Source organism: Skermanella pratensis (assembly GCF_008843145.1).
Taxonomy (GTDB): domain Bacteria; phylum Pseudomonadota; class Alphaproteobacteria; order Azospirillales; family Azospirillaceae; genus Skermanella; species Skermanella pratensis.
Map to the genome: position 1 here is coordinate 3,341,937 of NZ_CP030265.1, position 12,193 is coordinate 3,354,129.

The 12,193-nt window shown below is 68.3% G+C and carries 11 protein-coding genes; 10 read left to right on the forward strand and 1 reads right to left on the reverse strand.

Features of this window, described 5'->3' with window-relative positions; translation table 11 throughout:
* Positions 1-11: 11 nt before the first annotated feature.
* The 8 genes from DPR14_RS15195 (at position 12) to DPR14_RS15230 (ending at position 7,769) form a co-directional block, all read left to right on the forward strand.
* Positions 12-557 carry a CinA family protein gene (locus tag DPR14_RS15195; RefSeq protein ID WP_158045898.1) on the forward strand — a complete coding sequence of 182 codons (546 nt, stop codon included), beginning with the start codon at positions 12-14 and terminating at the stop codon, positions 555-557.
* A 115-nt stretch (positions 558-672) separates the two neighbouring features.
* Positions 673-1,440 (forward strand): FadR/GntR family transcriptional regulator, encoded by a 768-nt coding sequence (locus DPR14_RS15200; RefSeq protein WP_246148191.1) that lies wholly within the window; start codon positions 673-675, stop codon positions 1,438-1,440.
* A gap of 87 nt (positions 1,441-1,527) precedes the next feature.
* On the forward strand, positions 1,528-2,823 hold the full coding sequence (locus tag DPR14_RS15205) for an ABC transporter substrate-binding protein (RefSeq protein ID WP_158045899.1): 1,296 nt from the start codon (positions 1,528-1,530) through the stop codon (positions 2,821-2,823).
* 26 nt (positions 2,824-2,849) lie between these two features.
* Positions 2,850-3,746 carry a branched-chain amino acid ABC transporter permease gene (locus tag DPR14_RS15210; protein ID WP_158045900.1) on the forward strand — a complete coding sequence of 299 codons (897 nt, stop codon included), beginning with the start codon at positions 2,850-2,852 and terminating at the stop codon, positions 3,744-3,746.
* A 30-nt stretch (positions 3,747-3,776) separates the two neighbouring features.
* Positions 3,777-4,775: a branched-chain amino acid ABC transporter permease gene (locus DPR14_RS15215; protein ID WP_158045901.1), complete on the forward strand. Its 999-nt coding sequence runs from the start codon at positions 3,777-3,779 to the stop codon at positions 4,773-4,775.
* Positions 4,772-5,521 carry an ABC transporter ATP-binding protein gene (locus DPR14_RS15220; protein ID WP_158045902.1) on the forward strand — a complete coding sequence of 250 codons (750 nt, stop codon included), beginning with the start codon at positions 4,772-4,774 and terminating at the stop codon, positions 5,519-5,521. Before DPR14_RS15215 ends, DPR14_RS15220 begins: the two co-directional genes overlap by 4 nt.
* The gene (locus tag DPR14_RS15225) at positions 5,518-6,189 is read left to right on the forward strand and encodes an ABC transporter ATP-binding protein (protein WP_246148193.1); all 672 of its coding nucleotides are present in this window, start codon (positions 5,518-5,520) and stop codon (positions 6,187-6,189) included. Before DPR14_RS15220 ends, DPR14_RS15225 begins: the two co-directional genes overlap by 4 nt.
* The gene (locus DPR14_RS15230) at positions 6,189-7,769 is read left to right on the forward strand and encodes a class I adenylate-forming enzyme family protein (protein WP_158045903.1); all 1,581 of its coding nucleotides are present in this window, start codon (positions 6,189-6,191) and stop codon (positions 7,767-7,769) included. The genes DPR14_RS15225 and DPR14_RS15230 overlap by 1 nt, the downstream gene beginning before the upstream one ends.
* A 276-nt stretch (positions 7,770-8,045) precedes the next feature.
* Here DPR14_RS15230 and DPR14_RS15235 read toward each other — a convergent pair whose 3' ends face one another.
* Positions 8,046-8,813 carry a 5'-methylthioadenosine/adenosylhomocysteine nucleosidase gene (locus DPR14_RS15235; protein ID WP_158045904.1) on the reverse strand — a complete coding sequence of 256 codons (768 nt, stop codon included), beginning with the start codon at positions 8,811-8,813 and terminating at the stop codon, positions 8,046-8,048.
* A 73-nt stretch (positions 8,814-8,886) separates the two neighbouring features.
* Here DPR14_RS15235 and DPR14_RS15240 point away from each other — a divergent pair, with 73 nt between their 5' ends.
* Both DPR14_RS15240 and pdeM read left to right on the forward strand, forming a co-directional pair.
* Positions 8,887-11,358 carry a ligase-associated DNA damage response DEXH box helicase gene (locus DPR14_RS15240; RefSeq protein ID WP_211103781.1) on the forward strand — a complete coding sequence of 824 codons (2,472 nt, stop codon included), beginning with the start codon at positions 8,887-8,889 and terminating at the stop codon, positions 11,356-11,358.
* A gap of 119 nt (positions 11,359-11,477) precedes the next feature.
* Positions 11,478-12,131, forward strand: coding sequence for a ligase-associated DNA damage response endonuclease PdeM (pdeM, locus tag DPR14_RS15245; RefSeq protein ID WP_246148195.1), 654 nt, complete (start codon positions 11,478-11,480; stop codon positions 12,129-12,131).
* The last annotated feature ends 62 nt before the right edge of the window (positions 12,132-12,193 follow it).

The following is a 12,193-nucleotide window of genomic DNA, read 5'->3' on the forward strand; positions in this document are numbered from 1 at the left end:
GGAAGATAAAGATGACGGAAACCCTGCCCGGCGACATGCCGGACGATGTCGACCAGTGCGTCCAGCAGGTGCTGGAGACCGCCTGCCGCCAGGAGATCATGATCGCCACCGCGGAAAGCTGCACCGGCGGCCTGCTCGCCTCGCTGCTGACCGATATCACCGGTTGCTCCCACGCCTTCGAGCGCGGTTTCGTGACCTACACCAACGATGCCAAGAGCGAGATGCTGGGCGTTCCGCCGGCCCTTCTGGAAGACCCCGGCCCGGTCTCCGAAGAGGTCGCCCGCGCCATGGCCGAGGGAGCCATCGCCAACTCCCGCGCCCATCTCAGCATTTCGATCACCGGCTTCGCCGGTCCCGCGGGTCCGGACGACGAGCCCGGCCTCGTCCACTTCGCCATGGCGCGCAGGGGATTTCCGACCCGGCACCGGATGGAGCGATTCGGCGACATAGGCCGCGGCGGCGTCCGCCTGGAATGCGTCCGCACCGCCTTGTCGATGCTGCGCGCGGAACTGGCGGGTATCAGGGGAACTCCTCCCGTCATGGCCGAACCCCGCTGATCCACCCCGAAGGGTTAACCTCTTCGCCCCGGTTGACCCTCTTCCAGGCAGGTCTCAGAGTGATTCCGCCGGACGCGCATTGTCGGACAATTGGACGATCGGGATCAACGCCGGGATGGCGATGGACGAAACAAAGCCGCCACCATTCGGAAAGCTGAATCTGCTTCCCGCCTATAAGATCGTCTCGAACGAAATCGAGCGGCGCATCCTCGCCGGGCAGTTCAAACCCGGCGACCAGCTCCCCAGCGAGACGGCGCTCGCCCAACAGTTCGGCGTCAACCGCTCGACCGTGCGCGAGGGTATCCGGCAGCTCGAACAGGAAGGCTTGGTGACGCGCGGCGGCAAGCGGCTCATCGTCTCCCTGCCCCGCTACAGCGACCTGGCACCGCGCGCCACCCGCGCCCTGATCATGCAGGAGGTCACGTTCCGTGAACTGTGGGACGTCGCCCGCACGCTGGAACCCCTGGCTGCAAGGCTCGCCGCCGGCCCGATCACGGACGACGAGATCGACCGGATCGGGGCCAATGTCGACGCCACCGAGGATGCCCTGCGAGCCGGAGCGTCCCTGGTCGAGTTCGATATCCAGTTCCACACCCTGATCGCCGAGGCGGCACGCAACCGTGCATTGCTGCTCGCACGCGAGCCGATCAGCCTGCTGTTCTATCCCGCGGTCGAGGTGATGATGCCCCGGCTGCCGCAGTCCGGCCCGCGGCTGATGTCCGCGCATCGCACCATCCTGGAGGCGCTGAGACGCCGGGACGGCGGGACGGCCGAGCTGTGGATGGGCAAGCATATCGACGATTTCAAGCGCGGCTACGAAGTGGCGCGCCTGGACATGGGGCGCTCGGTCAGCGCGCCGCTGAAGGAGGAGGTGGAGGCTTAGACCGCTGACATCGACAGGTTCACCAAACCCGTGACCACGAAGCAAAAACGGCATGGGACAATGATTTTCCTTAAGGGAGGAAACGGCATGGCATTCATTCGCATGGCATCGTGCGCGGCGGCATTGGCGCTCGCTTTCGGCATGGCCCAGCCGGCACAGGCCCAGGAGACGTTCAAGGTCGGTATCGTCACCTTCCTGTCCGGGCAGGCGGCGGAGAGCTTCGGCGTTCCGGCCTGGAACGGCGGCAAGGTCCTGATCGACGCGCTCAACAAGGGCGAGGCGCCGGCCCCCTACGACACGGTCGGTTTCGGCGGGATGCCGATCCAGACGGTCGTGGTCGACGAGGCCGGCGGCGCCACCAAGCAGGTGCAGGAGCTTCGCAACCTGTACCAGCGCGAGAACGTGGACGTGGTGATCGGTTATGTAAGTTCCGGCGACTGCCTGGCGGTGGCACCGGCGGCGGAGGAACTCAAGCGCCTGCTGATCCTGTACGACTGCGGCACGCCCCGGATCTTCGAGGACGGCAAGTACGAATACGTGTTCCGCACCGCCTCCCACGCGACCATGGATAACGTGGCGCTGGCCCGGTACATGAAGACCCAGGGCGTCAAGGCGGCGACCGTCAGCGCGATCAACCAGGACTATGCCTGGGGCCACGACTCCCGCACCGACTTCCTGGCCGCCATGGAGCAGCTCTATCCCGGATTCAAGGCCGAGGCCGACCTGCTGCCGAAGTTCGGCGCCGGCCAGTACGGCACCGAGATCTCGGCGCTGGTGCGCCAGGGATCCGATGTCGTCCATTCCAGCCTGTGGGGCGGCGACCTCCAGGCCTTCATCCTCCAGGCGGGACCGCGCGGACTGTTCAAGCGCAGCCAGGTGGTGCTGAGCGCGGCCGACCACGTGCTCCCCTCCCTGGGCGACAAGATGCCCGACGGGGCCATCATCGGAGCCCGCGGCGCCTATGGCCTGCTGGCACCCAAGAGCGACCTGAACGACTGGTTCTGGAAGGTCTACCAGGATGCCTACAACGTCTATCCGGTCCAGGCGCCCTACCGCATGGTCCAGGCGGTGCTGGGCCTGAAGGTCGCGGTCGAGAAGGCCATGGCCGCGAACGGCGGCAGGAAGCCGACCAACGAGGAGATCGCGGCGGCCCTGAAAGGGTCGGAGTGGCACTCCCCGGCCGGCACGATCCGCATGGCCCTGGGCGACGGGCATCAGGCGATCCAGCAGACCGCGATCGGCCGCACCCGCTTCGACGAAGGCCGCAAGATGGTCGTGCTGGACGATATCCAGAACTTCAAGGCCGAATGCGTCAATCCTCCCGCCGGCCAGAAGAGCATCGAGTGGATCAAGGCAGGCTTCCCCGGCGCGCAGTGCGATTGACGCCGCACAGCTGAAGGCGCCTTCCCATGGATCTCGCACTGACCATTCTCCTGGACGGGCTGATCTACGCCTCGTGGCTCTTCATCGTGGCGCTCGGCCTGACGCTGGTGTTCGGCGTCCTCAAGATCCTCAACATCGCCCATGGCAGCCTCTATGCCATCGGCGCCTACGCGGCGGCCAGCTTCGTGGCGCTCTTCGCGTCGCTCGGGCTGGCGCCGGAATGGTCGCTGGTCGCCATGCTGCTGGCGGCCGTGGCGGTCGCCGTGGTCGTCGGCCCGCTGCTTGAACGGGGCCTGCTGCGGCTGTTCTACGGCCGGGACGAGGTACTGCTGGTGCTGGTGACCTATGCCCTGTTCCTGATCCTGGAGGACGTCACCAAGCTGATCTGGGGGGTCAACCCGTACTACGTCTCCGAGCCGTACACCCTGTTCGGCAACTTGGAGTTCGGGTCGCTGTTCTATGTCGGGTACGACCTGATGATGATCGTGCTGGCCGTGGTCTGCGGCCTGGGCGTCTGGTTCGGCCTCAACCGCACGGTGACCGGCAAGATCGTCCTGGCCGTGATCCACAACGAGGAGGTCAGCGCCAGCATGGGGGTGAACGTCAACCGCGTCTATGTCGCGGCGTTCACCGTCGGCGTGTTCCTGGCGGCGCTGGGCGGCGCCTTCACGGCGCCGATGATCTCGGTCCAGCCGGGGCTCAGCGTGGGCGTGATCATCCTGAGCTTCGCGGTCGTGATCATCGGCGGGCTGGGCAGCATCGAGGGGGCGGCGATCGGCGCCGTGGTGGTCGGTCTCGCCCGCGCCGCCGCGGTCCACCTGATGCCCGACGCGGAGCTGTTCAGCATCTACATCGTCATGGCGGCTGTCCTGATCTTCCGACCGGAGGGCCTGTTCCAGCGCGTCTCCGCCCGCAAGATCTGACCGCGGGAGCCTCGATTGGGAATGAACCACATGACCGGCCGACCCTTTCTTCCCGCCGCCCTGGCCAGCGCGGCGACCGTCGCGGTGCTGCTGGCGGCGGGTCTTCTCATGCCGCGCTGGCTCCTGTTCCTGGGAACCATCGCGGCCTCCTACGGCATCGTGACGCTCGGCATCGTGCTGCTGATGCGGAGTGGCGTCGTGTCCTTCGGCCAAGGGCTGGTCTATGCCGCCGGAGGCTATGTCGCCGGCCTCGCCTACAACCGGCTCGGCGTCACCGACGCCGTCGTGCTGATCCTGGTCGGCGGGGCGGCGGCGGCGCTGGCCGGTGCCGTGGTCGGGCCGCTGCTCGCCCGCTACCGCGGCATCTTCTTCTCCATGCTGACGCTGGCGCTCTCCATGGTGCTCTACGGCGCCCTGGTGAAGTCGCCCGCGATCGGAGGGTCGGACGGCTTCAACGTCGGCCGGCCGACGATGCTGGGCTGGGCACCGCCCGACGCTTACGCGGACTATTCCATCTACGCCCTGGCGATGGTGGTGACCGGCATCGTGGCCTTCCTCGCCACGGTCTATTTCCGCTCGGCCCGGGGGCTGGTGTCGCTGGCGATCCGGGACAACGACCTGCGGGTGGAGTATCTGGGCGCCTCGGTCCAGGCGGCCATCGCGGTCAACTTCACCCTGGCCGCGGCGCTCGGCGGCATCGGCGGCGCGCTGACCGTCATGGCGCTCGGACACATCGATCCGAATTTCGCCTATTGGACCACTTCGGGAGAGTTCGTCTTCGTGGCGATCCTCAGCGGTCATCACGGGGTGGTCGCGGTGTTCATAGCATCCGTCCTGCTGGAACTGGTCCGGTCCTTCGCCAGCATGTACTTCCCGCACATGTGGCAGTTCTCGCTGGGTGTTTTCCTGCTGCTGGTGATCCTGTTCCTGCCGCGCGGCATCGGTTCGCTGTGGTCGAAGCGGGCCGTGGCGGCACGAGGGAACCGCGCGCCGGCGGTCCGGTCCGCGCGCGGGGAGGCCGTGCCATGACCTCGGTCCTGTCCGCCCGCGACCTGGGCAAGAGCTTCGGAGCCGTCGTGGCCGCGTCGGGACTGTCGATGGAGGTCCCTGCCGGCCAGCGGGTCAGCCTGATCGGCAGCAACGGTGCGGGAAAGACAACATTCGTCAACATGGTGACCGGGTACCTGAAGCCGGACACCGGCCGCATCCTCCTGGAAGGCAACGACATCACGGCATTGGCTCCCCGGCGGATCAGCCGCATGGGCGTCAGCCGCTCGTTCCAGATCCCGCAGCTCTGCATCGAGCTGACGGCGCTGGAGAACATGCTGGTGGCGCTGGCCGCCTCCGATCCGGGCGGGCTGTCGTTCTGGAAACCGGCCCATGCCGAAGACCAGCGCCTGCGGGCGGAGGAACTGCTCGACCGCTTCGGCCTGGCCGAGTACGCCGACCGTCCGGTTACCGAACTGGCCGGCGGCGTGCGGAAGCTGCTGGACATCGCCATGGCCCTGACCGGCCGCCCGCGCCTGCTGCTGCTCGACGAGCCGACCAGCGGCGTCAGCGCGGAGGAGAAATTCCCGATGATGGAGACTGTCATGGGCGCGCTGGCCCGCGAGTCCGTCACCGTCCTGTTCGTGGAGCACGACATGGATATCGTGACCCGGTACGCCGACCGCGTGGTCGCCTTCTTCAACGGCCGGATCATCGCCGACGATCCGCCCGACCGGGTGCTCGACGATCCGGAGGTGCAGCGATACGTCACGGGGACCGCGCGATGAGCGCCGAGATGCTGGCCATCGACGGCATCCACGTCACCATCCAGTCGGTCACCGCGCTGCGCGGCTTCGGCATGACCGCGGCGCCGGGCGAGATGATCGGGCTGGTCGGCCGCAACGGCGCCGGCAAGACCACCATGATGCGGACCATCATGGGGCACCTGACGCCGCTCCAGGGGCAGATCCGGATCGACGGAACCGACCTGCGCACGGTGGCCCGCCACCGCCGCGCCGACTTGGGCATCGGCTACATGCCGGAGGACCGCGGACTGATCCCCGCCCTGACGGTGGAGGAGAACATCCTGCTGCCGACCTGGGTGACCAAGCGGCTCGACGGGCGGCAGCGGCTCGACTTCGTCTACGGCATCATGCCGGAGCTGAAGGCCATGCGGGAGCGCAAGGCGCTGCTGCTGAGCGGAGGCCAGCAGAAGATGGTGGCGCTGGGCCGCGCGCTGGCGGTCGGCACCCGCCTGCTGCTGCTGGACGAGCCGTTCGAGGGCGTCGCCCCCGCCCTGTCCCAGCGCTTGTCGGAGGTGATCTCCGCCTTGAGGGGCAAGGACCTCGCGGTGGTGATCTCCCAATCGGATCTGAACCATTCCCAATCCCTCTTCGACCGCGAATACATCATCGAGCGTGGCGCCAACGGAACCATGCGGGAGAAGACGCACTGATGGCCTGGCCCGACGACACCCTTCCGGCGACCCGGATGGAGGCGCATTTCGGCGACCGCGTCGTCCGCTGCTTCACCGAGCGTCCCGGCAGCCTGATCGCCATGCTGACGGACGCCGTGAAGCGCAACCCGGACGGCGACGCGGTCGTCTGCGGCGACCGGCGCCTGACCTACCGCGACCTCGGCGACGAGGTGGACGGCTTGGCCGCCGGCCTTGCGGAGCGCGGCATCCGGCCCGGCGACCGGGTGGCGCTGCTGCTGGGCAACCGGGTGGAGTTCGTCACCTCGCTCTATGCCATCGCCAGGATCGGGGCCATCGCGGTGCCGCTGAGCGTGCGGGAGCAGAAGCCCGGCCTGGAATATGTGCTGCGCGACTGCGGCGCCTCCTTGGTGATCCACGAGGCGGACCTGACGGACCGGCTGCCGGACATCACGGGGCTGATGCGGGTCGCTGTCCCGTTCGAGGGCATGCGCGGGTCCGCTCCACCGCCGCCCGTACCATCCGTGTGGGAGGAGGATACCGCAGTCATCCTTTATACCTCGGGCACGACCGGCAAGCCCAAGGGGGCGATGCTGACCCATCTCGGCATGTGTCATTCCGCTCTCCATTATGAAACCTGCATGGACCTGACGGCCCGGGACCGCTCGCTGCTGGCGGTTCCCGGCAGTCACGTGACCGGGCTGATCGGCATGGTGGTGGCGATCCTGCGGGTCGCCGGCGCGCTGCTGATCCTGCCCGCCTTCAAGGCACGCGACTTCCTGACCCTGGCGGCGGCGGAGCGCATGACCCACACCATCCTGGTGCCGGCCATGTACAACCTGTGCCTGCTTCAGCCCGACTTTGCCGAGTTCGACCTGTCCGCGTGGCGGATCGGCGCCTTCGGCGGCGCCCCGATGCCGGACGCGACCATCGCGGCGCTCGCCCGCACGGTGCCGAGCCTGACCTTGATCAACGCCTACGGCGCTACCGAGACCACCTCGCCCACCACGATCATGCCGGTTGGCCACACCCCCGGCCGGCTGGACAGCGTCGGACGGGCCGTGCCCTGCGCCGAGATCCGCGTGATGGACCCGGAGGGCCGCGAGGTCCCGGCCGGCGAGGCGGGCGAGCTGTGGATCCGCGGGCCGATGGTGGTGAAGGGCTACTGGAACAAGCCGGAGGCCACGGCCCAGGGCTTCACCGCCGGGTTCTGGCATTCCGGCGACATCGGGTCGGTCGATGCCGAGGGGTATGTCCGGGTATTCGACCGCATGAAGGACATGATCAACCGAGGCGGCTACAAGATCTTCAGCGCCGAGGTCGAGAACGTGCTGAGCCACTTCCCCGGTGTGCGGGAGGTGGCAGTCGTCGGCTATCCCTGCCCTGTCCTGGGCGAACGCGTCCACGCCTTCATCGCGGCGGAAACCGACATCGACACGGCGGCCCTACGGGCGTTCTGCGCGGAGCGCCTGTCGGACTACAAGGTGCCGGAAGGCTTCACGATCGAGTCCGGCACGCTTCCGCGCAATCCGAACGGGAAGGTCATCAAGCGGACATTGCGGGAGAGGCTAGCAAATGGTGTGGATTGTCGATCGGCGTAGGTCGGCCTTGGCCCAAAGGGCCAACGCCGACGGCATGCCGGAACGTTGGAGTCTGGTGTCGGCGTTCGCCCTTTGGGCGAAGGCCGACCTACGAGTCGTGCCGATTTATAAGACTATAATCCTATAAATGGTGGGTCGGCGTCAAGAAGGTTCTTCTTGTCCCTCTCGCACCATCGCGAACAGCCGGGGCCGTAGGTCGGCTGCCGCTTCGCTCTAGCCGACCTACATTTTGAGCGTCAGGCGTTTTGAGCGTCAGGGAAATTCGTAACGCACCCTTCATACCACCGCGACCAGCCGGCGGATCAGCACCGCCGCACCTTCCGCCGCGGCACCGCAGAAGGCGGCGAAGTCCATGTGGCTTTCGGCGCCGGCGAGGTCGCTGAGGGAGCGGACGACGAGGCAGGGGATGCCGTAGCGCTCGGCGACCTGGGCGACTGCGGCGCCCTCCATCTCGATCGCCAGCGCCTGGCCGAAGCCGCGGTGCAGGCGCTCGCGGGTGGCTTCGCAGTTGAGGAAGGTATCGCCGGTCAGGATCGTGCCGAAATGGATGGTCGGCACGCGCGGCTCGGCGCCGGTCGCCTTGGCGTCGAAGGCTGGCAGCGCGATGTTGTTCAGGGCGGTCCGGACCTTGGCTTCCAGATCGGGAGCCAGGGCGTAGCCGTGGGTCTCGTCGAAGCCGGGAAGCGGCGGGACGCCGGGCTGGTAGGGGCGGATGCCGGCTTCGACCAGGGCGCCGTAGTCGTGCTGGACGAGGCGCGTGGCGACCACCACGTCGCCGATTCCGAGCTTCGGGTCGAGTCCGCCGGCGACGCCGGAGAACAGCAGGGCATGGCAGCCGAAAACTTCGGCCAGCAGGGTCGAGACCACCGCGGCGTTGACCTTGCCGATACCGCTTTCGACCATCACCGTCGGCCTGCCCTCCAGTGTGCCTTCGCGGAAGGTCAGCCCGGCCAGCGTGCGGGTCGCCGTCCCGGCGAAGCTGGAGCCGAAATGGGCGATCTCGTCGGGGATGGCGCAGATCAGGCCGAGGGGCTTTGCGGTCATGTCGGTGTTCCTGGAGGCGAAGGCAGCTGGTTATCAGTCATACCGGCTTTTATATTCCGCTGTCATGGATGACATGGTTCAGAACGAGATGCTGCTGCCGCCGAACTTCCTCGGCTGGTTCTCCAGCCGCGGCTGGTCGCCGCATGCCCACCAGATCGAGATGCTGAAGGCCGCCCGCGACGGCGCCGACGCGCTGCTCATAGCCCCGACCGGCGGCGGCAAGACGCTGTCGGGGTTCCTGCCCAGCCTGATCGACCTGTCGGAACGGCCGCGCGACGGATTGCACACGCTGTACATCTCGCCGCTGAAGGCTCTGGCGGTCGATATCCAGCGCAACCTGGAAAGCCCGGTGGCCGAGCTGCGCCTGCCGATCCGGACGGAGACGCGGACGGGCGACACCTCCGCCGCCAAGCGCCAGCGCCAGCGGTCCAAGCCGCCGCAGGTGCTGATGACGACGCCCGAGAGCCTGGCGCTGATGCTGTCCTATACGGATGCTGAGAAGATCTTCAAAGGGTTGCGCTGCGTCGTGATCGACGAGTTGCACGCCCTGGCCGGAACGAAGCGCGGCGACCTGCTGGCGCTTGGCCTGGCGCGGCTGGCGAAGCTGGCGCCCGCTGGGCGGCGCGTCGGGCTGTCGGCGACGGTGGCTCACCCGGACCATCTGATCGCGTACCTGTCGAAATCCGGCCGGGCCGGGGGCGGCGACGTGCGGACCGTCACCGGCCGGTCGGGAGCCCGCGCCCAGGTCGATATCCTGACGACCCGCGAGCGGCTGCCCTGGTCCGGCCGTATGGCGGTCCACGCGCTGGGCGAGGTCTATGAGCAGATCCGCCGGGCCGGCACCACGCTGGTGTTCGTCAATACCCGCGCGCAGGCCGAACTGGCCTTCCAGGAGCTGTGGAAGATCAACGAGGACGGGCTGGCCATCGCGCTCCACCATGGCAGCCTGGCGGCGGAGCAGCGCCGCAAGGTCGAGGCCGCCATGGCGCGCGGGGCCTTGCGGGCGGTCGTCGCGACCTCCTCCCTGGACCTGGGAATCGACTGGGCCGCCGTCGATCTGGTCGTGCAGGTCGGGGCGCCCAAGGGAGTCAGCCGGCTGCTCCAGCGGATCGGCCGGGCCAACCACCGGCTGGACGAGGCGAGCCGCGCCGTGCTGGTGCCGGCCAACCGGTTCGAGGTGCTGGAGTGCCGCGCCGCCGTCCAGTCGATCGCGACATATACGCTGGACGGCGACCCGCCGCGCCCCGGCGGGCTGGACGTGCTGGCCCAGCATATCCTCGGCATGGGCTGCGCCGCGCCGTTCGACGCCGACGGGCTGTATGCGGAGGTGACCTCGGCGGCGCCCTACTCCGCCCTGACCCGGGCGGACTTCGACGACGTGCTGAACTTCGTCGCGACCGGCGGCTATGCGCTCGGCGGCTACGACCGGTTCAAGCGGCTGGTGCGGGACGAGGAGGACGGACTGTACCGGGTCGCCGGGCCGGTGGTCGCCCGCCAGTACCGGATGAATGTCGGGACGATCGTCGCGGCGGTGACGCTGAAGGTCCGGCTGGGACGGTCGCAGGTGCTGGGGGAAGTCGAGGAGTCCTTCGTCCAGTCGCTGATACCGGGCGACACCTTCCTGTTCGCCGGGCAATTGCTGAAGTTTCTGGGAATCCAGGAGACCTACGTCAACTGCGCGCGGGGCGGCCAGGGCGACCCCAAGGTGCCGGCCTATGCCGGCGGAAGGATGCCGCTGTCCACCCATCTGGCCGACGAGGTCCGCGCCATGCTGGCGGACCCTGGCGTTTGGGGCGAGTTGCCGCAGGCGGTGCAGGAGTGGCTGCGCCTCCAGCGGCTGCGGTCGGTGATGCCGCCGCGCGACGGCCTGCTGGTGGAGAGCTTTCCGCGCGGGAAGCAGCATTTCCTGGTGGCCTACTGCTTCGAGGGGCGCAACGCCCACCAGACGCTGGGCATGCTGCTGACCCGGAGGATGGAACGGGCCGGGCTGAAGCCGCTGGGCTTCGTCGCGACCGACTATGTGCTGTCGGTCTGGAGCCTGCGGCCGGTCCGGGACGTGGACGCGCTGTTCGACCAGGACATGCTGGGCGACGACCTGGAGGCCTGGATGGACGAATCGAGCATGCTGCGCCGCACCTTCCGGAACGTGGCCGTGATCTCCTGCCTGATCGAGCGGCGGCACCCTGGGCAGGAGAAGACGGGGCGCCAGGTGACCTTCAGTTCGGACCTGATCTACGACGTGCTGCGCAAGCACGAGCCGAACCATGTGCTGCTGCGGGCGACCCGGGCCGATGCGGCGGGCGGTCTGACCGACGTGCGGCGGCTGGCCGACATGCTGGCCCGGGTCAAGGGCCGCATCATCCATCGGGCGCTGGCCCGGGTGTCGCCGCTGGCCGTGCCCGTGCTGCTGGAGGTCGGGCGCGAGCAGGTCTCCGGCTCGGCGCTGGACGACCTGCTGGGCGAGGCGGAACAGGAGCTGATCGACGAGGCGATGCCGGAACTGAGGGGCGGCGGGAGGCTGGACCAGGGGATGCTGCCCATTTAGCCGGGTTTGCAATTGACGCGCCCTCCCCGATCGGCGACACCTACGCCGGAACTTAAAGTGAACGTATCGGATCTTCCGTGAATTCGTCAGAGAATTTAATCCTAAACGGTGCGCCGCTGGTGGCCGACTTGTCCGGGGCGCTGCTGTGGCCGGAAAGGCGGCTGATGGTGGTGGCCGACCTGCACCTGGAGAAGGGTTCGGCCTTCGCCCAGCGCGGCCAGCTGCTGCCGCCCTACGACACCGGGGCGACCCTTGCGCGGCTCGAGGCCGTGGTCGAGAGCCGGCGGCCGGAAATGGTCATCTGCCTGGGCGACAGCTTCCACGACCGGCGCGCGGCCGAGCGGCTGTCGCGTCCGGACGCCGAGCGGATCGCCCGGCTGACGGCGGGCCGCGACTGGATCTGGGTGACCGGCAACCACGACCCGGAGCCGCCGGCGCATCTGGGCGGGCGGATCGAGGATGCCGTGACGCTGGGGCCGCTGTGCTTCCGTCACGAGGCGGCCGCCGGGGCGGGAGGCGAGGTTTCCGGCCACTATCACCCGGTCGCCGCCGTGCGGGTGCGGGGCCGGCGGGTGCGCGCGCGGTGTTTCGCCAGCGACGGGCGGCGGCTGATCATGCCGTCGTTCGGTGCCTATACGGGCGGGCTGAACGTGCTGGACCGCGCGCTGGCGCCGCTGCTGGGCCGGCGGTTCCAAGTCCATATGATGGGCAGGGAGCGGCTGTTCGAGTTTCCCAGCGCCCGGCTGGAGCCTGACCTGGAGCGGGTGTTCTGAGCAGCGGGAGCCGACTGGCGGACGGCATGGATTGATTCGGCACCGAAGGGGTATAGATCGCA